The sequence below is a fragment of the Pseudoalteromonas sp. J2K-J979 genome, from assembly GCF_058169715.2.
Window position 1 is genome coordinate 3,245,023 of sequence record NZ_CM200281.1, and the last position, 23,348, is coordinate 3,268,370.

The window sequence follows — 23,348 nt, forward strand, 5'->3', positions numbered from 1 at the left end:
ATGGAACGACTTACTTTTTTAAATAACCCGATTAGTCATCGCCTCGCTCATTTAAAAGTAAAATTGCAACAAGTCTGGTTTTCACTCAACACAGCACAACGCTTTTATTTGTTAGCCTGCTTAATGCTCCCCACCGAAAACCTAGTTTTAGTCAGTATTCCTGCAGCAATGGCGCTATGTATCGAATTTTGGCCGCGCTTTGTAAAATGCTGGGATTCCATCTTAGGCAAAGCGTTGATCTTATTGGTCTATGCCATTATTGCTAATTTTTCTCTGGTCAGCGCTTCAGGCATTGTTAACGAAATCACCACCGTCTCGGCCACGCATTTCACGTACGGCCATAATTTTGCCATTTTATTATTTCTACCAAGTTGGATCATTGGTATTTCTTTTATATTATTGCTCTTATTTCAAATTGTTATGCCATTTTATCTAATGGCTATCTTATTGCTCAAACCGTTTGGTTTAAAAGGCGTGCGTTTAATTAGCCGCTGCGAATACCCATTGATTACTGCCTTAGTACGCTTTATTGTTGCTATGGTGCTACTCGTCCAAGTGGTGGCACTCTCTGATGTCGGATTAAACCGGCAAGCACAATCATTTATTAAAGGTGTTGAGGAAGGGTTTAACGAAGGGCACCTAGTTCCATCCCCTACAGCGAGCGAGACAAACAGCCAAAATAATGAAAATCAAACCTTATCGATTGGTATTATTGATGAAAATGCCGATAGTCCACAGGACTCCAGCATTAACATTGATCTCACTAAAAATTACCCGAGCATCGCCAAAAGGTTAATTGCTGAATTTATTTATGAACTTGAGGCAGATGAGTACTCTCGCTGCAAACTGCCTGAAAACGTAAAAGTAGTCGAGCTCAATGACTATGAAATTGTTGAAATTAGTAAAAGTGATACCGCCCTATACGGTTATCAATTTACGGTGAAAAAATGCATTTCGCCAGCCTTTCCAGCCAATTAAAAGAGTTTAATGATGAACAAAATAACGACATGGATTACCTACCTCACACTGGCCATTACCGTCAGCATTCTCAGTTTAAGCAACCTTGCACTGGCTGCAACCACTTCGCTTTGGCAGGTTAGTAAAAATGGTGATTCGATTTATTTAGGCGGCACTGTGCATGTCCTTCCTCCCAGTGAGTTTCCGTTACCAAAAGGGTTTGATCAAGCTTATAAAAAGACCAATGTGCTAATGCTCGAAGCCCAACTACCTGATGCAAACGATGCCACAGCACAATTAACAATGATGCAATCACTCACTTACCCTGCAGGGCAATCGCTAAAAAGCCACTTATCTCCAAAGGTCCACCAACAACTTAGTCAATATTTCACCCAGTTAGGGGTTGATCTTGCAATGTTTGAGCAGTTTAAACCAGGATTAGTCACTATGATGCTGCTGACATTCGAGCTTCAAAAAGCCCAATTGCAAGGAGAAGGTGTCGATGCCTATTTTGCTCGCTTAGCGAAGCAAGACGGAAAAAAAACACTCTATTTAGAAAGCCTTGATTTTCAACTTTCGTTGTTTTCCGCTTTTGGGGAAGACAATCCCGATGCTTTTATTAAAAGTAATTTGGCACAAATGAAAGACTTTAAAGCAAGCTTTGAAAAAATGCTTAACGCTTGGCGCTCGGGAGACTTAAGTGACATTGAGTATCTGATGACCACTGAGATGCAACAAACCGATCCTAAAACATACGATATCATGTTTACCCAGCGCAATCGTGATTGGTTACCAAAACTCGAAGCATTATTTGGCAACCAAGATAAAGAGCTCGTTCTTGTTGGCGCAGCCCACTTGGCAGGAAAAAACAGCGTCTTAGATTTATTAAAGTTACAAGGGTATACCGTTAAGCAGGTTCAATTTTAAGCTAAAAGCGGCGAGTGCCGCTTTATTTAGATTAAATGTTCAGATAAAGCTTCGCGTTCTTGATCATTTAAGACTTGCGCGCACTTGTTCGCAAAATCATAGCGCACCATCACTGTTTTGCCTTCTGCGCAGCATTTCCCATGCTGCCAAGCTTGTTGAGCAATGACAAATGAGCTACCGCCAATTTTTTCTATCATGGTTTTAATTTCCACTTCTTGGCCATAAAAAAGCTCACCTTTAAACGTGACTTCAATTTTAGCGACAATCAAACGCCACTGATGCGGATCGAGGTTTGGAGTGAAAAACTTAAAAATAGGCACACGTGCTGCTTCAAACCACACCGGCAATACGGTATTGTTGATATGCCCTAAAACATCCGTTTCTGAGAATCGAGGGGCGATTTTTTCAATAAACATAAGAATCCTTATAAGGAACGACCATGACGGACTTTATCCGAATTTATGATGGCGCGCTAAGTCCTGACTTTTGTGAGCACTTTATCAAATTATTTGAACAAAGCCCGCATTTAAAACCCGGTACCACCAGCGGCGGTGTCGATTTAGCAAAAAAAAATAGCCGCGATCTGTACTTAAATATGCACCCTGAATATGCAGAGCAACTAAAGCATATTCAACAAACCACCGCAAAACACTTATTTAATTACCTAGAAGAACATTTTTTTATTTTAATTGGTGCGTTTGGTTTAAAAGTTTATCACCCTAAAACCGGCGAGCCTGTCGATTTAACCGTTGAAAACTTCGCCGAAGTTGGCAAGCCTCAATTACATGTACTGGTACCCCAGTTATTTCGTTTAGGTAATATTCAAGCACAAAAATATCAAGTTGCCGAAGGCGGCTACCCTTACTGGCACAGCGAAGTTTACCCACAAGTTGGGCACAACGAAGCACTACACCGCATCTTGTTATTTATGTTTTATTTGAATGATGTCGAAGAAGGGGGTGAAACTGAGTTTTATTATCAGGAACGTAAAATCAAACCTAAAAAAGGTGATATGGTTATCGCCCCCGCATATTTCACGCATACCCATAGGGGCTGTGTGCCTAAATCTAACGACAAATACATTCTTACATCTTGGGTGTTATTTAATCGGGCAGAACAGATTTATGGTCAGCCACACGAGCAAAAATAGCCGTTAGAGCGATCCACACAGCGCATGTTCATCGCACAGTTTTGTCACTTGAATTTGCGCTTTTTGATGCCCCTGCGCTGCAGCTTGTTGAAACCAATACAGGGCTTGAGACAAATCAACTGCCACACCTTGACCATCGCGGTACATATCCGCAAGATTTGCTTGACCATGCATATCACCTTGCTCTGCAGCTTCTGTGAATTTAACTAAAGCGTCCTCGAATAACCCTTCTTGGTATAAATAAAGTCCTTCTTGATTGGCTTTATTTTGTTTAAAGCCTTTATAAAGTGGCTCTGGCCGGCTTGGCATTTCCACGATACCACCAAATAAAGTTAATCCTTCAGCACGTAGCACTTGATAGATCGCTCCTTGCTCTAATAATTCACTCAGCGTATCACGCGAAACAAACTCTCGTTCTGTGCTGAAGTAATCAGATTTGATTAAATTATCGAGTTTAATAGCCTTAATCACCTGATTTTGGCGCTGATATCGATAATTAGCGAGCAAAATTGATACCTTGCTATGATCGACAGCGACCACTTTTGCCACTAAAAACTGCTTTTGGTAAAAACTCTCATTGCGGAACAAACTATAATCTATCAAATAAAAATCATGTACTTGGGGTGATTGGAGAAGGGCCATTTGCCGTGCTTTATCAGCTTTAAAATGCATATAACCAAGCATCAGTGCAATAAATAAAACCACTAAACCCTTGCATTTAAAAGCAACTTTCCACCAAGAGAAGGGTTCTGCACTCCCTTTAGATAACCACTGTTTTTGACAAGTTAAACAAGCTTTGTTGCGACGTAACCGATAAGGAAAAATAGGCACGATGCCAAAACTAACGTAATCGATCCAAGTAAAACATAGGTTATCTGAGGAATGACCACATTGACACTGCGAGTCTTGCGCAGGCGAAATAAACATTTGCTGTTGCAATGAAAAAAAGAGCATTTTGTTTCCTTTTGGGGCTTTCTTGTATCATCACGTAACCAAAACAGAAATAAAACGAGGTAAATGTAACAGGATGTTTCAACAGCACTTTTTTTGGTTACAGCACTTAATGCCCGAGCCAATAAACGCTGCTTACTATTAAATGCGGTAATTTTATCTTCCTTCAACCAAAAGAGCTGCGCTTGATGTCTTTGTTACTTAAGTCTTTACGTGAAGTTTGCGTATCCGTCAATCTGTGCTTAATTCTAATACAGGGTCTACCGAAATAAATAATCGTCATTAAATAATTGAGATAAAACGAATGCTTACGAAAAAAGAATGCATGCTCACCTCGGCTCTTTTAACTGCAGAAATAAAGAATCATCGCACAAAGCTTGAAACAAGTGAAAATGATGAAGCTCGTGCAGAGACAGAAAAAAACCTGATCAGTTACGTTTCAGCCTTAAACAAGCTCAGACATCAGCTCGATAAATTTTCGAAAAAAAAAGCAACTCAATCTATGCCCCGGATTTTATTGGTCGATGATGCCCCATCCATGTTAGGCGTGGCCTCAAAGCTTTTATCCGAAATTGGCTTCTCTAAAATAGACACGGCACCCGATGGCGATAAAGCCTTTAAAATGCTACTCGCGGCAGCTGAAGAAGATAACCCATTTAATATCGTGGTAACGGATTGGGAAATGGAAGGTAAATCAGGTTTAGATTTGTTAAAGGTAATCAGGACAACCGAATCATTAATGAATACCGATGTATTTATGCTGACTTCACACTCAGAGCAAGTCAATATTCTCAGTGCCATTGAAGCAGGCGTTACCGGTTACATGCTCAAGCCTATCAACTTTAAAATGTTGAACAGTAAATTACTGGAATATTTACCCGAAAGTGAAGATGAACCAGTTCCCTAAACCAGATTAAAAACCACTTGTGGTCTCTCATTATTTAACAAACTGACAGCCAAACAAGGTGGCATTTATAGCCACCTTGTCGTATCAGTCACACCAACCTTTATCTGTTCAGTTCGAACAATCGCTCGTTGGTTAACAGCTCAATAATTCAGCGAGTTTATCAAACAAACCATCGATTTCAGCCACCGTGTTGTAATGCATACAACCAATCCGCACAACACCACCGGTTTCTAAAACACCAAGTTGCTGACACAAGCCTTGCGCATAGAAATGGCCATCCCAGACACAAATTGCCGTTTGACCTAAAAAGCGCGACACTTCATTGGGGGTATGATCCGCAAACCTAAGCGCAAAAGTGGGTGTACGCTCATTGAGCCTCGATTCATCATTAATACCGAATAATTTAATCTGTGGGAACTGTGCTAAACGCGATAAAAAGTGCTGACTTAAAGTCATCTCATGCTGTTTGCTCAGTGCAAAGGCATCAACTAATCGCTGTCGTCTAGGCGTGCTTTGAGGTAACTGACTAATGGAAGCAATATAGTCAATCGCAGCCACAACTCCCGCTAACCCTTCAAAACTTTGCGTACCAGTTTCCCAGCGACCTGGAATCACATCTTTGGCAGGCTCAACTTTATAAGGTGTAAACCCTTCTAAGTGCTCACGTTTACCATACACAATGCCAACATGTGGGCCAAAAAATTTATAGGCTGAGCAAGCTAAAAAGTCACAATCAAGTGCTTGTACATCAATCAGCTCATGCGGGGCAAAATGCACGGCATCTACATAGACTAATGCACCGACTTGATGAGCCGCTTCAACAATACGCTTGATGTCATTAATTGAGCCTGTTGTATTTGAAGCATAAGTGACAGCGACCAATTTGGTTTTTTCGTTTAGTAGACTTTCAAAATGTGCATAGTCTAAGGTGCAATCGGCTTCATTTATTTGCGCTGTATTGACTGCCACGCCTTTATCTTCAGCGGCCAATTGCCACGACGACACATTCGAAAAATGATCAGCATTAGTGACAATAATCTCATCACCTGCTTGCCAGTCTCGTGATATCGCACGACTAAAGCTAAACGTCAGGCTGGTCATATTGGCGCCAAACACAATTTGATCTGAGCTCGGCGCATTGAGCAAATCAGCAACCGCTTGACGCGCCTGTTGCATTAATTCAACGGTTTTATCACTTGAGAAAAACGCCCCACCTAAGTTTGAATTGTAAAACCCTAAGTAAGCATTCATTGCTTCGAGCACACGCTGTGGCACTTGAGAGCCACCGGGGCCATCAAAAAAAATCGGTGTTTGATCATTAATGCTTTGATTTAAAGCCGGAAACTGTTTACGTAAAGCCGCTACATTCATTGACTGAGTCTCTTAAGCTGTTAATACAAAACAATCTAAATAGCCGATTTTATCAGCATCAATTTTATTCATCGGTGTGGCGTTGTGCCAAACATGACGATCATTGATCAGTGCAAACATGCCATCTTTAATAGCCATTTTAAAACAAGGATCCACATCACGGTTTTCGTACACTAATAACTCGCCACCTTCGATATTTTCATGGGAGACACCGCAAACACAAACATGATCAAACCCATCTTGATGGATCCCTTCAGGAGCCGGTGGTGTGTCGCTATCGATTGCGAGCATTCTAAACTGATGAATTTCGATTTCAGAATCAGAAGCTATATTACTCAATTGACAAAATTCGCTGACAATATGTTTCATACCCTCAGTAGCCAGCAGCTGCTCTGATAAATTTTCATAGACACGCTCAACATTACCCTGAAAGGTATTTATGTCATCATTTTGCACAAATGCTTTAGCGGCTTGTAATGTTAGCTGGCCATCAATCATTTTAATGACAGAATAACGGCGAAGACGAAATGCGCCATCTGCATAAGGGTTCGTTGGCAGCTCATCGAATGAGGGTTTAACTTGCGCTATGGTCTGCTGATTTAAAAAGCGTAACTGTAATAAATTCTGGTTGTTTAAAAGGGTCATAACATTCCTATCACAAGGCTCAATTAAGTGTGAGGATTTTAATGCATTTAAAATGCAGAATCTTAGCATTTAACACAAAATCACCCCCTACAAACGCTATTTATATCCAATTAAAGCCATTAATAGGATTTTTTATTTAAACGAAAACTAATTTACATCTTAATAACACCAAGCTGGACTGACCAGATGAATCCCTTATCAAATCTAGAGGAGGTCACAAATAGTCGGATTTAACGCTCTATTTATCGCACAAAGGTGCCGTCCAAAAGCAAAAATGTTTATATTAGAGTCAATTGAAACGATGGAATTAAGCGATGTTAAGAACAATTTTAGCCAGTGCATGTGCAGTGGCATTCAGTGCGAACCTTCAAGCCGTTGAATTAGATAAAAAACACATTAATTATTTAGGCCCGATTGCAGAAAAAAATGCACTCAAGCCTTATGAAACAGCCCAACAAAAAGAAATTCTCGCTAATTTTGCTGCCACACTAAGCAGTAACAGCAAAAAAGTGACAGTGTTTGGTCAGTCGTTAACTTGGGAACCATTCGATCAAGTGAATGAACTCACAGTGGCAGGTTTGCAAGCCCTGAAGTTTAATGTCTCTGTTGAGCGTTTTACCCAAGGCACACTGACTTTTAACGGAGTTGATAATGCTTCACTCTTTATCAATGGTAAAAGCCATGCTTTAAACAAAGATAAACTCGAAGTGAGCTTAGCAACTGGCCAGCATCAATTTGTGCTCCTAGCTGAACAAGTGGCTGATTGGAAAAAAGTGAAGATCGATTTCACAGGTAAAGCTGAGCACGACAACGTTCAGCTCATTGAGGCAATAACCACACTCTCCGCACAACAGCTTTTTGATGCCGCAACCATCACGGGCTTAAGCTTATCTCCAGACAGTAAAGAAATGATTATCACCACCAGTCACTACAGTGATAAAGGCGGCGACAAAGCAATCAGTACCACTCAGCTACGCGATCAGCAATATCAAGTCAGATACAGCTGGGATAATGCCAATGCGAGTGGCTTTGCATGGAGCCCTGATAATCAAAAACTCATTTATAGCGTTGATGGTCAGTTACGCATGCTCGACCGAAAGACCCTACACAGTAAAATCGTGAGCGATAAACTTGACGGCGCCAGTGGCTTTGAGTTTTTTGACAACAACACACTTATTTTCTCATGGTATAAAGCCGCAGATGCCAATACAGGTTTAACCAAGCATTATCAAGGGTTAGAAGATCGTTGGTCGTATGCGCGTAATAGTAATCATGTGTACCTACTTGATATTCACTCAGGATTAGCGCGCCAAATTAGCCCAGCAACACACAGTCACTCATTACAAGATTTCGACAGTAAGCGTAATAGCGTTTTATTAAGCCGAAATTTAAAAGACTACGCTGCACCTCCGCATATGCTCACCGAACTGGTTGAAGTTAACTTAGCTGATAACAAAGAAACCTTAATTGGTCAGTATCGTACCTTTAATCAAGCTAAATACCATGATGACGGCTTATACATCACTGCAGGTCCAGCGTTTAAAAATGGCGCTGGGCTGGCAATAAAAGAAGGTTTATTGCCGAATAACTATGATGGGCAACTCTACTCTGTCAGCTTTGATGGTAAACAAGTGACCGCTCTATCGAAAAATTTTGATCCAGCCATTGCCAGCATTACGCCACTTAGCAATGACGACTTAGTTTTGAGCGTTACTGAAAAAGACACCAAACAGCTGTATTTATATGATGAAAGTAAAACTCGCTTTACCAAGCTGAAAACGCAACTTGACGTTGTTGATCGCTTTAGTGTCAGTGATAACAAAAAACCTCACTTAATTGCAGCCGGCACCAATGCCAGCCAGCCACAACGATTGCAATCTCTTGTTATCACAAAAAATAAAGCCAGCACGTTATGGGATTCAGCCAATGAGTATTATGCCAATACTGACATTCCAAAACTCGAAGAGTTTAACTTCACCAATAAAGACGGTGTGGAAATCAATGGCCGTGTATATTTGCCTAATAACCTAGACAAAACCAAGCAATACCCTGCGCTGGTTTATTATTATGGCGGCACGTCTCCTGTTACCCGTGGTTTCACAGGTCGCTACCCATTTAACTTTTGGGCAGCCAATGGATATGTCGTTTATGTAGTACAACCAACAGGTGCAACAGGTTTTGGCCAAGAGTTTTCAGCCAAACACGTCAACGCTTGGGGCGAACACACCGCAGAAGATATTATGCAAGGGACACAGGCATTTCTGAATGCTTACCCATTTGTCGATAACAAAAAAGTCGGTAATTTAGGTGCGTCATATGGCGGCTTTATGACCATGTTACTCGCCACTAAAACTGATATGTTTAGCGCATCCATTGCTCATGCCGGTATTTCAAACATTACCTCTTACTGGGGGCAAGGATGGTGGGGCTATTTATATTCTGGCGAAGCATCTAAAAACAGCTTCCCATGGAATAATTCAGCTTTGTATAGCCAACAAAGCCCCGTTTTTCATGCCGATAAAGTGAAAACGCCTTTGTTATTAATTCACGGTGATGCAGATACGAATGTGCCTAAAGGCGAAAGTCACAATATGTACACGGCACTGAAGCTCCTAAATCAGGATGTTGAACTGGTTGAATACAAAGGCGCAGATCATCAAATTATTACCCGCGAGCAACGTTTCCATTGGTGGAATACTATGCTTGCCTATTTTGATGCTAAGTTAAAAGATCAACCACAGTGGTGGAATAGTCTATATTCTAATAAATAGATGAAAAAAGGAGCTAATGTTACGTTAGCTCCTATCTACTTGTTGTGTTTACATTTACATACAAAATTAGTATCGCCTTCCTTTTCTCAACTTGATAGTTTGATGGTAGTATTGGCGGCCAAAAAAATTGTGAAAAAATAAAATGACGGTTAGAGTTTTATTAGTAGAAGATGACGAATTATTAGTTAAGCGCATTGAGTCACATTTTGACGACAGTGGTTTTAGCTTTGTGACCGACATCACGGGTGCAAACGCGATGGACATAGTACAAAGCCGACAAAGCGATCCTTCACAAGCCATTCAATTGGCCATTGTTGATATTGTCCTACCTGAAAAAGACGGCTTACTCCTTGCCAAAGAACTCAATACCTTAACTGATATTGGCGTTATTGTTTTATCGAGCCGTGATTCACAATCAGACCGCATTGCAGGCCTTGCTCAAGGGGCTGATGATTATATTTGCAAACCAGTGGATTTACTGGAATTAGAGCTGCGTATGCGCGCTTTATGTAAGCGAATTGTGGTCGAAGCCCAGGATGATTCAGATGATTACATTGAATACGCCGACATAAAAGTTCACCCAGAGCATCGCACTTTAATCTGTGGTGACAGCGAAGAAATGCGCCTCACTGAAGCTGAGCATAAAGTATTAATTTGCCTAATCTCGAATGCAGGTAAAGCCACTTCGCGTGAAAAACTCTCAGAAGAAATTGGTCAAACAGATTGGAGCCCAGCAGATCGAACTGTTGATGTATTGATTGGTCGTTTGCGTAAAAAACTGAGTGATGAAAAAGATCAAAAGCGCATAGTCACTGTGCGCGGTAAAGGTTATATGATCTCGTTAGCCTAATGGCTAGGCTAACGTATTCTCCGACAAAATTACCAAGGTGCAAGCTCTGAATTCTCATAAGATAACAAGCGCTGTTCAAAGGGCTCCATAAAGTAGTCTTTACTCCATGCTTGTTTCACTGCTTGTTTTTGTTTATCAACCGCCTCATCAAATTGTCCCAACTTGGCATACGCTGCTGCAATATACTCTAACGCCCACGGATCATCTTGCTCATCGATGACTTGCTCACCTAAACTAATCGCCAACTCTAAATCACTTCTCATATTGGAAGTTCGCGCATAAATCCCAGCAAGCTCTCGCTTAGCAATCATATTACCTTGAGAAACCGCCATTTCTAACCAAGCTTTCGCTTGATTCTGTGCATCACTGGATAAATTTTGATCATGTAAAAGACATTTTGCGGCTTGAACTTGTGCTGGAACATACCCATTTTCCGCCGCGATACTCAATAGTGGCACATTACAGTTTGCACCGAGTAAGAATAGGCTCTCAGCATGTCCACCTTTAGCCGCTTCTTTACGCCAATAATCTGCTAAAAGCTCTTTCGGGGTATTAATTATCGACTTAATCGTTGCATGACTGCGGGTTAGGTAATTTGAAAAGCGCTGATTGCGCGGTTCATTGTTATAGAAAAACTCAACTAAATAAGGCCCCTGCTCTGACGTGGCTTTTTGTGGCTCTATAAATGATAACTGCCAGTTATCCAATGTTTTTTCCGCATTCAACTTGAGTGATTCAGCTACGGGATGCTTTGAATGCAATACTTTTCTAGATATTTTAGCAGAGGAATCTAACCAGACTAGGTAGCTAAAATTATGAAAACGTCCGGCTAACTCAGGCTGATATTCAAAAGATGGGATCATGCCCTCTTTTAAAAAAACACGCTGCGGTGGCGTTGCAGATGCAATGACTCGTTCTTTAGGTAGTGCGGCAACATGTTCAGGCAAATCACTCATTAACGAAAGTAAGCTGGCTAATTCCGCTTGCGCATTGATATCTCCTGACTTTGCTTGCCCAACAAGTTGCTTTTGCTTAGTCGAAATACTGGCTTTAATTTCTGGTGGTAAGACATTGCTTTTGAAAAGACCACTAAATTGAGCATTACTAAACGTGCGCAGCGTTCCGCCTACTTTTAAAATTTGGTAACGGGAATTTTCGAGTTTTTCTTTCACGCTTTCAGCGAATTCAGGGCTTGGGTATGACTGAAGTAATACCAAATCACGGGCAACACCATTACGGTCAATATCAAAAATGAATGAAGCAAAACCTGGCACCCCATCACGGGCTAACCCTGATGGGTATTCAGCATCTGGATTAATGGTTCGTTTAGGCGTCGGATTGTGACTACGCACGGATGAGAATTTATTATCTAAGTTATCACTGCCTTGGGCACCGTATAGTTGAATGAGTTGTGCTGCCTTGGCTTCGGCTTGCGTAAGCTGCTCGGGGCTCAACCGCTTCATTACTGACATTCTAGCTTGACGAGCCATTTTAAATCCATTGTCGAGCGCCAAGGTTAAATAGCTATACGCCATTACCGGATCCGCTTTCACGCCTTGGCCACGCAAATACTGCACACCAATATTAAACTGGCTTTTAGCATGCCCTAAGTGGGCGGTATCTTGGAAAATTCGAAAGGCTTGTTGATAATTTTGATTGAGGTAAAGATCCATCGCTTTATTGGCATCAGCAAATGCTGACATGCTTAACACTGAACTAATTAAAAGCGCTAACCTTTTCATCTCACAATCCTTATTTTACTCAACTCATAGCATGTTAACAGTTGGTAAATTAAGGTGCAAACCACTCTTATCATTAATACTGAGATAATTGATTTAAAAGCCTTTCTAATGCTCGATAACCAATCGATTCTTTCAAATGAGTCAAATTTATTTGCGACTGGGCAGATAAATCAGCAATCGTACGCGCGACTTTTATGATTCGATGATACGATCGGGGCGATAATCCGAGCTTTTCACTCACTTGTGCTAAAAATGCTTGCTCTGCAGAGCCTAACTGACAATACATGGCTATTTCTTTATTACCTAGCTGGCTATTGAGTTTACCTTGGCGTTTCATTTGCAACTCATACGCTTTAGCAACTCGCGAGCGTACATCAGCACTTGATTCACTGCATTCTTGGCTTTGGAGTTGAGAGGCAGGCAAGCGCGGTAACTCCACTTGCAAATCAATCCGATCTAAAAAAGGACCTGAAATTTTACTTAAATACTTCAATACTTGGTCTGGCGTTGAACGTTTATCGGTGTGACAACCGGTCGGACTAGGGTTCAATGCCGCTATCAGTTGAAAGTTAGCCGGAAACTCTGCTTGCCTTGCCGCACGTGAAATCACCACTTTACCGGTTTCCATAGGTTCACGTAAACTATCGAGCACTTTGCGCTCAAACTCCGGTAACTCATCCAGAAATAAGATCCCGTTATGTGCCAAGCTGATTTCGCCAGGGCGAGGATTAGACGATCCCCCCACCAGCGCAACCGCAGAGCAGGTATGGTGCGGGTTCCGATAAGGCCGCTTTCGCCAATTATTTAAAGCTATCGCTTGCCCGGTAATAGAATAAATTGCCGCTGTTTCAAGTGCTTCATCAGCTGTCATCGGCGGCATAATACTAGTCATTCGCTGCGCTAACATCGACTTTCCTGTGCCCGGAGGCCCAACAAAAAGTAAATTGTGCTGTCCTGCAGCGGCAATTTCTAGCGCACGCTTACCTTGCTGCTGACCTTTCACCTCATTGAGATCGAAGGCATCATCACTGCTATCGGGTTGTTCTGCAAGATCAGGTTGATACGTGCAATTTAGCGCTAACGGCATCTGGCCACTTAAATCTAACCATACTTGTTGCAGGCTAACGCAGGCTTTTCGATTAGCGCTATCAATAAGGCTTGCTAAAGGATCATCCACTTGTGCCAGTACACAGCAGCGCTTGGCTTGAGTCGCCGCCATAACACTCGGAACAATAGCAGGAACCCCGCGGATTTCACCACTTAAAGCCAGCTCACCAAAAAATTCATACTGGCTAATATCGGGGCAATGAAGCTGCTCTGACGCGACTAAAATACCAATCGCAATGGCTAAATCAAACCGCCCGCCTTCTTTAGGTAAGTCTGCTGGAGCAAGGTTAACTGTGATACGTTGATCAGGAAAAGAAAATTGTGAATTAATGAGTGCACTACGGACGCGATCTTTGGCTTCTTTCACGGAGGTTTCGGGCAAACCGACAATACTGAATGAGGGTAAGCCATTTCCTAAATGGACTTCGACCATCACTTCTGGTGCTTCAATCCCAACTTGCGCACGAGAAAAAATACGAGCTAAAGACATTCCCTGTCCTTTTTTTAATAAACGTTATCCAAGTTTAGTTTGGATATTTGAAAACATGTAAGCTCCAGCGCCATTTTATTGCCGCAGCCCTTAAAGATAATGTCGCCAACATACCTGCTATCATTGCGATTTCTTTAGCTATACCGAAGTTTAAACTCTGCGTATAAACCACCCCACCTAAAATACAGGTGGTCGCGTACAGTTCACTTTTAAGCACCATTGGAGTTGAACGAGCAAGCACATCTCGGATCATGCCACCAAAACAACCTGTTATCACACCCATTACTACCGCTGTAATATCGGGCATGCCGTAATCAAGCGCCTTTTGCACCCCCATCACCACAAAAAACGCCAACCCCAGCGCATCAGCACTCTCAATAATAATTTTACGCATCTCACCGCGTTTATTTAACCAAAGTATTGTCAAAAACGATGCACCTAAAATGGAATACAAATAACTCGGATCATGTAACCAAAAAACTGGGGCATCGAGGATGACATCACGAATGGTTCCCCCACCAATTCCAGTTACGGCAGCCAGCACGACCACGCCAAATCCATCGAGTTTTTTCCTGTGTGCGACTAAAGCACCTGAAATAGCAAAAACAGCGACACCGATTAAATCAAACCAATGAAACATAGAATCCATTTACAACCCACCTCGGGTAACTCGGTTAAAACAAAAAAGGCCGAGTATAATAACTCGGCCTTTTAACTTAACAAACTATTTTAATATGTGCGAATTACTGCCAAGGGCGATCACGTTTAAGCTGATCTTCAAATTGCTGAATATGAGCATTCAGAGTTTCTGTCACACCAATAAAATCCAAGCCACTTAACAGGCGCTCCTTAATATCGGCTCGCACTTCAAAATGAATATCAGCAAACGCAGCACTTCTTAATGTTTGCGCGGCTAAGTCGACATCAATGTGTAGTTCTTGCTGCTGTGCTAATGCAAAGAGCTGATCAAGCACTTCACACGGTAAAGCAATTGCGAGCATTTGATTATTAGCACAATTGTTGAAGAAAATATCAGCAAAGCTCTCAGCCAAGATGACTTCAAAACCATATTGTTTTAATGCCCAAGGCGCATGTTCACGAGAAGAACCACAGCCAAAATTATCGCGAGTTAGTAAGACACTCGCTCCTTGATAACGGCGTTCATTTAGAATGAATTCAGGGTTGAGCGCGCCATTATCTAGGTAGCGCCAATCATAAAACAGTGCCTTGTCAAATCCATCACGACTAGTCGAAGTTAAAAACTGCTTTGGAATAATTTGGTCGGTATCGACATTATTTTTATCTAAAGGTGCTAATAAACCTTGATGAAATACGCTCATGACGCCTCTCCTCTAATGTCAACAAAGTGCCCATATACAGCTGCTGCGGCAGCCATGGCTGGACTAACTAAATGCGTACGACCACCGCGACCTTGACGCCCTTCAAAATTACGATTTGAGGTAGACGCACAACGTTTACCGGCTTCCAGTCGATCATCGTTCATTGCCAGACACATCGAGCACCCCGGTTCGCGCCACTCAAACCCTGCGGCTTTAAAAATATCGGCTAACCCTTCCTCTTCGGCTTGTTTTTTAACTAAACCCGAGCCCGGCACAATCAGTGCTTCAATGCCATTTACAACTTGCTTTCCTTGCACAATCGCAGCTGCGGCTCGTAAGTCTTCAATGCGGCTATTAGTACATGAACCAATAAATACGGTATCAACTTTTACATCTGATATTTTTTGCCCAGGCGTTAAATCCATATACGCTAACGCACGACGAATCGCATCAGCTTTAATCAAATCAGGCTCTAAAGTTGGATCTGGAATAATGCCATCCACACCAATCACTTGCTCCGGACTCGTCCCCCAGGTGATTTGAGGCTGGATCTCACAAGCTTCAAATTCCACTACATGATCAAACTCTGCATCATCGTCTGATTTTAGAGTTTGCCAATAAGCAACCGCTGCATGCCAATCCGTACCTTTGGGTGCAAATGGCCGACCTTCTAAATAATCATAGGTAATTTGATCGGGGGCAATTAACCCGGCTTTGGCGCCCATCTCGATACTCATATTGCATAAGGTCATGCGCGCTTCCATCGACAACTCACGAATAGCTTGACCACAAAACTCAGCAACGTAACCATTACCACCAGCCGTGCCTAATCGACCAATGACAGCCATAATTAAATCTTTTGCTGTGACTGTGGGCTTTAAAGAACCATTAATTTGAATTTTTAATGAGCGGGCTTTTTTCTGCTGTAGCGTTTGAGTGGCCAATACATGCTCCACTTCCGATGTGCCAATACCATGAGCCAACGCACCAAATGCACCGTGGGTAGAGGTATGACTATCACCACATACAATCGTTGTACCAGGTAGTGTGATCCCTTGCTCTGGGCCCATTACATGTACTATCCCTTGATTAATTGAGTTCAAATCGTATAAAGGCACGCCAAACTCTTTACAATTTTCGGTCAACGCATTCAACTGATTTTGCGCAACTTTACTGGCTGCGGCCAGTGAACGCTCTTTCGTCGAGATGTTGTGGTCCATCGTAGCAAAGGTTTTATCTGGACGACGAACGAGTCGTTTTTTTTCTCTTAAGCCCGCAAATGCTTGCGGTGATGTTACTTCGTGTACTAAGTGGCGATCGACATACAGCAAATCTGTTTGTTCATTAATCGCTGCTATTTTATGTGCTTGCCAAATTTTGTCATATAAAGTGTGAGCCACAATGCTTACCTCTTTAACGCGGCACTCGGTGACGGTGAGTGCTACTAAATGAATTTAAATACGAGCCACAATTGCTGCTGCAACATCTGATGTGGTGTAACCTGCTTGTGGGTAAATATCTGGCGTGCCTACCCCTGCCGCAACGGCTTCTGCGACTGCTTTTTCAATGGTGCGCGCGGCTTCTTCTTGCTTTAGTGAATAACGTAGCATTAATGCAGCACTGAGAATTTGCGCTATCGGATTTGCGATTCCTTTACCCGCAATGTCTGGCGCTGATCCGCCTGCAGGCTCGTATAAACCAAAACCTGATTCATTCAAACTGGCCGATGGCAGTAATCCCATAGAACCAGTGATCATGGCGCATTCATCAGACAGGATATCGCCAAATAAGTTATCGCACAGTAATACGTCAAATTGAGCTGGGTTTTTAACAAGCTGCATGGCCGCGTTATCGACATAAATATAATCTAAAGTAACGTCTGGGTATTGTGGTGCGATTTCAGTCACCACTTCACGCCAAAGTACACTCGATGCTAAGACATTCGCTTTATCCACAGAGGTGACTTTATTACCGCGTAAACGCGCTGCTTTAAAAGCAAAATGTGCGATACGTGCGATTTCTTTGCGCGAATAAGTTTGAGTATCGAACGCCGCTTCAGCCTCTCCCTCTCCACTGCGACCCTTTTCGCCAAAATAGATACCACCGGTCAATTCTCTAACACATAAAATATCAAAGCCTTGTTCGCTAATATCAGCTCGAAGCGGAGAAGCAGCACTTAATGCAGGCAATAATTGCGCAGGTCGTAAATTACAAAATAAGCCAAAATGTTTACGCAATGGTAAAAGAGAAGCACGCTCTGGCTGCTCAGCGGGCGGTAAATTTTCCCATTTAGGGCCCCCTACTGAGCCAAACAAAATGGCATCGGCCTGCTCACATGCTAGCAGTGTTTCTTGAGGTAAAGCTTGACCAAACTGGTCAATCGCAGCACCGCCAATGGCATGTGCGGTACGGTTTAAAGAAAAACCAAATTTATCACACACAGCATCAAGTACTTGATTCGCCGCAGCCATTACTTCAGGGCCGATACCATCACCGGCTAGTACAGCGACATTATAATTTGATTGACTCATCCTGCTTTCCTTTGTTGTTTGATATCTGACACTTGCTGTGCCCGATAAATTAAGTTACATACTCGCACCATAGCGCGCACTGAAGCTTCAACAATATCAGCGGCTAAACCAGCACCGTGATAAAGCTTGCCATCAAACTTTGCAATCACATCGACTTGACCTAAAGAGCTTTCACCCGCACCCGTTGCATCTAAGTTATATTCAATCACTTCGATATCCATGCCAGTGATCCGCTTGATTGCTTTATAAGAGGCTTCGACGGGCCCATTACCTGTCGCAGCTTCAGAAGTTTGTTCGCCACCAATACTTAACCCTACGGTGCTGCTGGCGACTGATTGAGAGTTTGAAGTGGAATTAACAAAATCCAATTGATAGTGATCATCTTTATCAGTGATCTTATTGAAATGGATCATTGCTTCTAAGTCATAGTCATAGACTGTGCCTTTTTGGTCAGCTAAGGCTAAAAAACTTTCATACAAACTTTCAATATCGTAATCACCCGACTGATAACCTAACTCACTCAAACGATGTTGAATTACATGGCGACCAGAGCGTGAGGTCATATTCAGTTGATTACTTGGTACACCGACCGTTTCTGGCGACATAATTTCATAGGTGTTTTGCGCTTTGAGCACGCCATCTTGATGAATGCCTGAACTATGCGCAAACGCATTCTCGCCAACTATGGCTTTATTTGGCTGCACCGGCATATTACAAATTTGGCTAACTTGGCGCGAAGCACGATAAATTTCTTCGGAGTTAATATTGGTGTATAAATTCAAATGGTCTTGGCGCATTTTTAAGATCATCGCCACTTCTTCCATTGAGCAATTACCCGCTCGCTCACCAATCCCATTGACGGTACATTCAATTTGACGCGCTCCGGCTTGTACCGCTGCAATTGAATTAGCAACCGCTAAACCTAGATCGTTATGGCAATGTACACTGAGGCGTGCTTGATCGATATTTGGCACATTGTTCATCAAATGGTGGATCATCGCTGCATATTCATCTGGTGTCACATAACCCACTGTATCTGGTAGATTGATGGTCGATGCACCAGCTTTGATCGCTTGCTCAACGATGCGGCATAAGTCACCATGTGGTGTACGCCCTGCATCCTCACACGAAAACTCAACATCATCGGTATAGTTTCGCGCCAATTTAATCGACTTCACCGCCATTTCAGTCGCCTGATCTAAGCTCATGCGTAACTTATGCTCTAGATGAAGTGGACTGGTGGCAATAAAAGTATGAATACGACTTTGCTCTGCTGGACGTAACGCCTCACCACAAGCTTCGATATCTTTAGCAACCGCCCGTGCCAAACCACAAATAATGGGGCCTTTCACTTCGGTGGCAATTCTCTGCACAGACCGAAAGTCGGCAGGACTTGAAACTGGGAAGCCCACTTCCATTACATCAACATTGAGTCTGCTGATGGTATGAGCGAGCTGTAATTTATCATCTTCAGTTAAACTTGCTTTTAACGCTTGCTCACCATCTCTTAAAGTGGTGTCAAAAATCCATACTTTGTCGCTCATAACTTAATCCTATCTAACTTTCATTAGGCATAAAAAAACCCCGACTTGAGCGGGGTTTTTAACGTATTTTTCTCAATGCAAATACAATTAAACCCCAGTCCCGGTATGTAGGAGTAAGAGTTCAATTTTTAGTATGTTTAATTGCTTAATGTGCATTGCGATTAGTATTCTTTAAATAATATGCTTACTTTTTAACACTCAAAGAACCGCAAATCAAGCATAAAAAATTCAAATAAATAACTTAACAATGAAACAAATAACAAATAACAGCCAAAAAACCTGCTGATTTAGGATTATTTATCCAAGCCGTAATTTATATTAGCTTGGATATGAACGATACGTCATGTGAATGACAAAACTTAGTTTTAACAATTAAAGTTTAAATAGTCATCGAATGTTAATGTATCTGTAGCTCTGCGACCTCATTTAAGCCGACAGGTGGAGCCAGATAATACCCTTGTAAAATGGCTTCCGAAGACATTTTTTGTGCTCGTTTAAATTGTTGATATTGCTCTATCTCTGCAAAAACGATGCGCGTTCCTATATTTTTTGAGATGGGGATAATATTATCTAAATCAGGCAGCACAAACCCCCCTGTTGTTTTTCTCGCATGGCTGACCGATAACTTCACTTCATCAATCATTAAGGGAAGGCCTTTAAGATTGTTTAAATCACCTTCATAACCATCAATAGCCATATCAAACCCCAATGCTTTTAACTCACATAGCAATGTAATAGCCTGAGCAGATGAAGAAAAATAAGCCGAGGCGTTAAATTCTAATGTTATTTTATCTGCTGAAATGTTCGTTTCACTGAGCATTTTCTGAACCACCCCCAACAAATCATACTTTTCAATATTATAAAGCGATAAATTCAGCGACAGCCGAGTTTGTGTAAAGGCAGGTAAAACCTCGGTTAAACGTTTAAAAAACACTTGGCTAAATTTATCCATTAAACCATGTAGCTCTAAAGCATCGATGACTTTTTTAGTATCAAATTTTTGCCCGTTGTGTTGAAAACGCGTCAAACACTCAAACCCCCATAATTTTTCACTTCTAGCTAAATATTGTGGTTGGAACTCGATTGACAATGCATCGCGCCTGCTAAGTAACTCAGTCAAAAAAGATGCATCAAATGCTTTATCTGATCGGCAACTGGCCTCTATTGCGCACGTTTTTGTAAAGTCTGTTAATTTAACAGGCCGCTGTAACGTGGTCAGTTGTTCACTTGGTATAAAACTAGGCAAAGTGTCATCTTCATTTTTAATCAATACCAAATGACCTTTGAAACCTGTACCTAACAGCCAACTAGCCAAATCGATATGAGCAAACTCGGCCAAAGCGACAATAAAGATATCAATCAACTGTTCATGGTTTGCAAGCACTTCTTGTGCACGCAATAGTGTTGTTGACTGTTCGATATGCCCGGACCAAATATAATGCAAGCATTTCACTGTATTATTTAAGCTCACAGCGTCACTATCGCAGACCAAAATTCCCTTATTTTGATTGTGCTTACTCATTTTTATCACCCGTAATTGATAAAGTTTCCTCCTTTAGGCTTAGCAGATCTTGACCTGATTTCTAGTGGATATGTATGGCGATTTTCGCGCCGATTGACATTTAAAAGCCCTAATGAAATAAATTAAATAAAATCAGTTGGTTAATAACACCTTTCATTTTCTCAATTTAGAACTGTTTGCAGAAATTTAGAGTGAGTTTTTTAAATTTAAAATAAAAAAATGCATGCAATTACATATAAAAAACAATACAATCAAATAAAAATAATTATCAGTTAGATTATCATGCAGGATAATTTTACATTGCACACCTTAGCTAAGCTGCAGCAATGTCCTTTCACCCTAACAGAATCACGATTGCTTGATTGCTTGATTGCCAACAAAAACAATGTTGTCAGTAAGGCTGTCTTACAAAAGCGCGTGCTTGAAAAAGAATTCAATCTTTTAGATCGCAATTTAGACATGCACATTTCGAACATTCGCAAAAAATTGGCTGCCGAAGGAATTGAAAAAGGAATAATTAAAACCATCAGAGGAATTGGATACAGCCTAACCATTGAGCAACACACGCATTTCAACCCAAGAAGCTAAACCTACATGTCCAAAAACAAATTTAAACTCAGTAAAAAAACACTGACCCTTTTGCGTGCTATTCATGTTTATGTTTCGATGGCGCTGTTAATGATGATGATCTTTTTTGCAATCACAGGCATTACTCTCAATCACCCACAGTGGTTTAACAGTGATGGTGTCACTCATACAAAGCAAGTGTCTTTGCCAGCATATTTAGTGTCTTTACCAGCGATAGAGCAACCTCTAGCGCTGTCGCATTATGTGGCCAGTACGTTCAATATGGATTTTAGTAAAGCCGAAATTAGTGACGAAGAAATTTCTTTAGTCCATAAGGGCCCGGGCACTTACAAATCGCTTTTAATCGATTTAGTAGAAGGTGAAAGTTATTTTGAGTCTATAGATTACGGTGCTATCGCTATTCTTAACGATCTGCACAAAGGACGGAACAGCGGTATTGTATGGTCTTGGGTCTTAGATATTTCAGCAGTACTTATGCTGTTATTTTCAATTACTGGCGCATTACTTTTGATCCCCCAGCAACGAAGAATGAAGAAATCTCTTTTTTACATGAGCTTGGCTTCTGGTTGCTGCGTAGCAATTTTCTTTATTTTTACCCCTTAGGAAATCAACATGAAACCCTCACTCTCGTTAATCTTTTTTTGGTGTTTAGGTATGAGTTTTCATGCCAACAGCGCCATGCAAATGAACATCGACCTGACCTTACCTGAAATTACACAAGGGCAATATCACCGCCCTTATGTCGCAGTTTGGGTAGAAGACAGCCAAGCAAAACATCAAGCCACAGTTGCACTCTGGCGAGAAGATAAAGGCTTTAAATGGCTTAAAGATATTCGCAGATGGTGGCGAAAAGCTGGACGTGATGACAAGGCACTAGTTGATGCAATGACATCTGCAACTCGCCCTGCAGGCCAATACCAATTGTCATGGAATGGTTTATCGCAAGATCTCAGCCCACTTAAACCAGGCGATTATACATTACTTGTAGAAGTTGTTAGAGAACACGGTGGGCGAAACTTAGTCAAATACCCATTTACTCTCAATAAACCTTTTAATGCTCAAATTTCACCCACTGCTGAAACTGGCACTATCACACTTACCTATCAATAAGGATCCCCATGAAAAAGTCTTTAATTTTACCCCTATTCGTTCTGATTAGCAGCCAAGCAAACGCGCATGATCGCTGGATTTTGCCGAGTCACTTTAACGTTTCATCAGATAAAGGATCGGTATGGGTGACCTCCGACACAAGTGCAAGTAATCAAATTTTTGAATACGATAAACCTTTCTCTGCTGATGCGGTAATCATTCAAACGCCAAACGGTAAAACAGATAAGCCTGCATCTATTTACACCGCTAAACGCAAATCTGTATTTGATTATCAACTTACCGACGATGGTACGTATAAGTTTGAATATCCGGTTAAAGCTGGCAGCTTTACTCGCTACAAAGTAAAAGGTGAGGAAGGTGTTAAACGCCAAAGAGCAGATAAAGCGACGACGCAAGCTGAGGCCCCTAAAGGTGCCTATGATTTTTATACCAAACAGTTTGTATCTCGAGTTGAAACTTATGTCACGCTTAACCGCGCTACGCGCAATACATTAGCACCTTCAGGTCAATACCTCGAGCTCACACCGATCACACATCCAGCTGATATTGTGCAAAATGAACCTACGATTTTAAAATTCACTTACAATGGTGAGCCGGTAGAGGATTTAGAAGTTGAAATCGTTGCTGACGGCACACTTTACCGCAATCAACTTAACAAAATATCATTAAAATCTGACGCGCAAGGCATGGTGCAGTTTACTCCTGTTGAAGCCGGACGTTACTTACTTCACGCAGAGCACAGCATTAAGTTCGATAACAATCAAGAAGTCGATGAGCTAGGTAGCTCTATCTTCTTAACTTTTGCAGTCGGTTTAGAATAATCCAAGCGCATTTAGCCAGCTCTG

At 41.7% G+C, this 23,348-nt stretch carries 22 protein-coding genes; 10 read left to right on the plus strand and 12 right to left on the minus strand.

The features are described 5' to 3' along the window. Nucleotides 1-978: a hypothetical protein gene (locus AC3KVK_RS14815; RefSeq protein ID WP_490311697.1), complete on the plus strand. Its 978-nt coding sequence runs from the start codon at nt 1-3 to the stop codon at nt 976-978. 9 nt (nt 979-987) lie between these two features. Continuing rightward, a complete protein-coding gene (locus AC3KVK_RS14820; protein WP_490311696.1) occupies nt 988-1,884 on the plus strand; it encodes a TraB/GumN family protein in 897 nt (298 codons plus the stop codon). Between the two features lie 26 nt (nt 1,885-1,910). Here the strand turns inward: AC3KVK_RS14820 and AC3KVK_RS14825 are convergent, their stop codons facing one another. Further along, nucleotides 1,911-2,300 carry an acyl-CoA thioesterase gene (locus AC3KVK_RS14825; protein ID WP_490311695.1) on the minus strand — a complete coding sequence of 130 codons (390 nt, stop codon included), beginning with the start codon at nt 2,298-2,300 and terminating at the stop codon, nt 1,911-1,913. Nucleotides 2,301-2,323: 23 nt separating this feature from the next. Here AC3KVK_RS14825 and AC3KVK_RS14830 point away from each other — a divergent pair, with 23 nt between their 5' ends. Continuing rightward, entirely contained in the window at nt 2,324-3,034 is a 711-nt protein-coding gene (locus AC3KVK_RS14830; RefSeq protein WP_490311694.1) for a 2OG-Fe(II) oxygenase, read from the plus strand. Nucleotides 3,035-3,037: 3 nt separating this feature from the next. Here AC3KVK_RS14830 and AC3KVK_RS14835 read toward each other — a convergent pair whose 3' ends face one another. Further along, entirely contained in the window at nt 3,038-3,988 is a 951-nt protein-coding gene (locus AC3KVK_RS14835; RefSeq protein WP_490311693.1) for a tetratricopeptide repeat protein, read from the minus strand. A 301-nt stretch (nt 3,989-4,289) separates the two neighbouring features. Here AC3KVK_RS14835 and AC3KVK_RS14840 point away from each other — a divergent pair, with 301 nt between their 5' ends. Continuing rightward, entirely contained in the window at nt 4,290-4,892 is a 603-nt protein-coding gene (locus AC3KVK_RS14840) for a response regulator (protein ID WP_490311692.1), read from the plus strand. 132 nt (nt 4,893-5,024) lie between these two features. Here AC3KVK_RS14840 and AC3KVK_RS14845 read toward each other — a convergent pair whose 3' ends face one another. Both AC3KVK_RS14845 and AC3KVK_RS14850 read right to left on the minus strand, forming a co-directional pair. After that, complete coding sequence (locus AC3KVK_RS14845; protein ID WP_490311691.1) at nt 5,025-6,263, minus strand: cysteine desulfurase-like protein; 1,239 nt, start codon at nt 6,261-6,263, stop codon at nt 5,025-5,027. Between the two features lie 12 nt (nt 6,264-6,275). Then, the gene (locus tag AC3KVK_RS14850; RefSeq protein ID WP_490311690.1) at nt 6,276-6,908 is read right to left on the minus strand and encodes a 2OG-Fe dioxygenase family protein; all 633 of its coding nucleotides are present in this window, start codon (nt 6,906-6,908) and stop codon (nt 6,276-6,278) included. A gap of 314 nt (nt 6,909-7,222) precedes the next feature. On the opposite strand from AC3KVK_RS14850, the gene AC3KVK_RS14855 reads away from it, so the two are divergent. Both AC3KVK_RS14855 and AC3KVK_RS14860 read left to right on the plus strand, forming a co-directional pair. Continuing rightward, nucleotides 7,223-9,679 (plus strand): alpha/beta hydrolase family protein, encoded by a 2,457-nt coding sequence (locus tag AC3KVK_RS14855; RefSeq protein ID WP_490311689.1) that lies wholly within the window; start codon nt 7,223-7,225, stop codon nt 9,677-9,679. Nucleotides 9,680-9,821: 142 nt separating this feature from the next. Continuing rightward, nucleotides 9,822-10,529 carry a response regulator transcription factor gene (locus AC3KVK_RS14860; protein WP_490311688.1) on the plus strand — a complete coding sequence of 236 codons (708 nt, stop codon included), beginning with the start codon at nt 9,822-9,824 and terminating at the stop codon, nt 10,527-10,529. 29 nt (nt 10,530-10,558) lie between these two features. Here the strand turns inward: AC3KVK_RS14860 and AC3KVK_RS14865 are convergent, their stop codons facing one another. The 8 genes from AC3KVK_RS14865 to AC3KVK_RS14900 form a co-directional block, all read right to left on the minus strand. Continuing rightward, a complete protein-coding gene (locus AC3KVK_RS14865) occupies nt 10,559-12,271 on the minus strand; it encodes a tetratricopeptide repeat protein (RefSeq protein WP_490311687.1) in 1,713 nt (570 codons plus the stop codon). A 73-nt stretch (nt 12,272-12,344) separates the two neighbouring features. Then, a complete protein-coding gene (locus tag AC3KVK_RS14870) occupies nt 12,345-13,868 on the minus strand; it encodes a YifB family Mg chelatase-like AAA ATPase (protein WP_490311686.1) in 1,524 nt (507 codons plus the stop codon). A 34-nt stretch (nt 13,869-13,902) separates the two neighbouring features. Then, entirely contained in the window at nt 13,903-14,517 is a 615-nt protein-coding gene (locus tag AC3KVK_RS14875; RefSeq protein ID WP_490311685.1) for a trimeric intracellular cation channel family protein, read from the minus strand. 94 nt (nt 14,518-14,611) lie between these two features. Further along, entirely contained in the window at nt 14,612-15,208 is a 597-nt protein-coding gene (gene leuD, locus AC3KVK_RS14880) for a 3-isopropylmalate dehydratase small subunit (protein WP_490311684.1), read from the minus strand. Next, nucleotides 15,205-16,608 (minus strand): 3-isopropylmalate dehydratase large subunit, encoded by a 1,404-nt coding sequence (gene leuC, locus AC3KVK_RS14885; protein ID WP_490311683.1) that lies wholly within the window; start codon nt 16,606-16,608, stop codon nt 15,205-15,207. The genes leuD and leuC overlap by 4 nt, the downstream gene beginning before the upstream one ends. Nucleotides 16,609-16,662: 54 nt before the next feature. Continuing rightward, complete coding sequence (gene leuB, locus AC3KVK_RS14890) at nt 16,663-17,739, minus strand: 3-isopropylmalate dehydrogenase (protein ID WP_490311682.1); 1,077 nt, start codon at nt 17,737-17,739, stop codon at nt 16,663-16,665. After that, entirely contained in the window at nt 17,736-19,283 is a 1,548-nt protein-coding gene (gene leuA, locus AC3KVK_RS14895; protein WP_490311681.1) for a 2-isopropylmalate synthase, read from the minus strand. The genes leuB and leuA overlap by 4 nt, the downstream gene beginning before the upstream one ends. A gap of 397 nt (nt 19,284-19,680) precedes the next feature. Continuing rightward, nucleotides 19,681-20,805: an EAL domain-containing protein gene (locus AC3KVK_RS14900; RefSeq protein WP_490311680.1), complete on the minus strand. Its 1,125-nt coding sequence runs from the start codon at nt 20,803-20,805 to the stop codon at nt 19,681-19,683. Between the two features lie 282 nt (nt 20,806-21,087). Between AC3KVK_RS14900 and AC3KVK_RS14905 the strand changes: the two genes are divergently transcribed. From AC3KVK_RS14905 to AC3KVK_RS14920, 4 genes are read left to right on the plus strand one after another with little or no spacing between them, the layout of a single operon-like run. Continuing rightward, a complete protein-coding gene (locus AC3KVK_RS14905; RefSeq protein WP_490311679.1) occupies nt 21,088-21,393 on the plus strand; it encodes a winged helix-turn-helix domain-containing protein in 306 nt (101 codons plus the stop codon). Nucleotides 21,394-21,399: 6 nt separating this feature from the next. Continuing rightward, on the plus strand, nt 21,400-21,996 hold the full coding sequence (locus AC3KVK_RS14910; protein WP_490311678.1) for a PepSY-associated TM helix domain-containing protein: 597 nt from the start codon (nt 21,400-21,402) through the stop codon (nt 21,994-21,996). A 9-nt stretch (nt 21,997-22,005) separates the two neighbouring features. Next, nucleotides 22,006-22,503, plus strand: a complete 498-nt coding sequence (locus tag AC3KVK_RS14915; protein WP_490311677.1) for a DUF2271 domain-containing protein — start codon at nt 22,006-22,008, stop codon at nt 22,501-22,503. Between the two features lie 8 nt (nt 22,504-22,511). Further along, on the plus strand, nt 22,512-23,324 hold the full coding sequence (locus AC3KVK_RS14920) for a DUF4198 domain-containing protein (protein WP_490311676.1): 813 nt from the start codon (nt 22,512-22,514) through the stop codon (nt 23,322-23,324). Nucleotides 23,325-23,348 lie beyond the last annotated feature (24 nt).

What these genes read in the sequence shown, in the direction of transcription:
- AC3KVK_RS14850 (WP_490311690.1), bottom strand. Translation starts at nt 6,908, where the DNA reads ATGACCCTTTTAAACAACCAGAATTTATTACAGTTACGCTTTTTAAAT.
- AC3KVK_RS14830 (WP_490311694.1), top strand. Translation starts at nt 2,324, where the DNA reads ATGACGGACTTTATCCGAATTTATGATGGCGCGCTAAGTCCTGACTTT.
- AC3KVK_RS14920 (WP_490311676.1), top strand. Translation starts at nt 22,512, where the DNA reads ATGAAAAAGTCTTTAATTTTACCCCTATTCGTTCTGATTAGCAGCCAA.
- AC3KVK_RS14825 (WP_490311695.1), bottom strand. Translation starts at nt 2,300, where the DNA reads ATGTTTATTGAAAAAATCGCCCCTCGATTCTCAGAAACGGATGTTTTA.
- AC3KVK_RS14870 (WP_490311686.1), bottom strand. Translation starts at nt 13,868, where the DNA reads ATGTCTTTAGCTCGTATTTTTTCTCGTGCGCAAGTTGGGATTGAAGCA.
- AC3KVK_RS14860 (WP_490311688.1), top strand. Translation starts at nt 9,822, where the DNA reads ATGACGGTTAGAGTTTTATTAGTAGAAGATGACGAATTATTAGTTAAG.
- AC3KVK_RS14905 (WP_490311679.1), top strand. Translation starts at nt 21,088, where the DNA reads ATGCAGGATAATTTTACATTGCACACCTTAGCTAAGCTGCAGCAATGT.
- AC3KVK_RS14910 (WP_490311678.1), top strand. Translation starts at nt 21,400, where the DNA reads ATGTCCAAAAACAAATTTAAACTCAGTAAAAAAACACTGACCCTTTTG.
- AC3KVK_RS14865 (WP_490311687.1), bottom strand. Translation starts at nt 12,271, where the DNA reads ATGAAAAGGTTAGCGCTTTTAATTAGTTCAGTGTTAAGCATGTCAGCA.
- AC3KVK_RS14875 (WP_490311685.1), bottom strand. Translation starts at nt 14,517, where the DNA reads ATGGATTCTATGTTTCATTGGTTTGATTTAATCGGTGTCGCTGTTTTT.
- leuB (WP_490311682.1), bottom strand. Translation starts at nt 17,739, where the DNA reads ATGAGTCAATCAAATTATAATGTCGCTGTACTAGCCGGTGATGGTATC.
- AC3KVK_RS14820 (WP_490311696.1), top strand. Translation starts at nt 988, where the DNA reads ATGATGAACAAAATAACGACATGGATTACCTACCTCACACTGGCCATT.
- AC3KVK_RS14815 (WP_490311697.1), top strand. Translation starts at nt 1, where the DNA reads ATGGAACGACTTACTTTTTTAAATAACCCGATTAGTCATCGCCTCGCT.
- AC3KVK_RS14900 (WP_490311680.1), bottom strand. Translation starts at nt 20,805, where the DNA reads ATGAGTAAGCACAATCAAAATAAGGGAATTTTGGTCTGCGATAGTGAC.
- AC3KVK_RS14915 (WP_490311677.1), top strand. Translation starts at nt 22,006, where the DNA reads ATGAAACCCTCACTCTCGTTAATCTTTTTTTGGTGTTTAGGTATGAGT.
- AC3KVK_RS14845 (WP_490311691.1), bottom strand. Translation starts at nt 6,263, where the DNA reads ATGAATGTAGCGGCTTTACGTAAACAGTTTCCGGCTTTAAATCAAAGC.
- leuA (WP_490311681.1), bottom strand. Translation starts at nt 19,283, where the DNA reads ATGAGCGACAAAGTATGGATTTTTGACACCACTTTAAGAGATGGTGAG.
- AC3KVK_RS14855 (WP_490311689.1), top strand. Translation starts at nt 7,223, where the DNA reads ATGTTAAGAACAATTTTAGCCAGTGCATGTGCAGTGGCATTCAGTGCG.
- AC3KVK_RS14835 (WP_490311693.1), bottom strand. Translation starts at nt 3,988, where the DNA reads ATGCTCTTTTTTTCATTGCAACAGCAAATGTTTATTTCGCCTGCGCAA.
- AC3KVK_RS14840 (WP_490311692.1), top strand. Translation starts at nt 4,290, where the DNA reads ATGCTTACGAAAAAAGAATGCATGCTCACCTCGGCTCTTTTAACTGCA.
- leuD (WP_490311684.1), bottom strand. Translation starts at nt 15,208, where the DNA reads ATGAGCGTATTTCATCAAGGTTTATTAGCACCTTTAGATAAAAATAAT.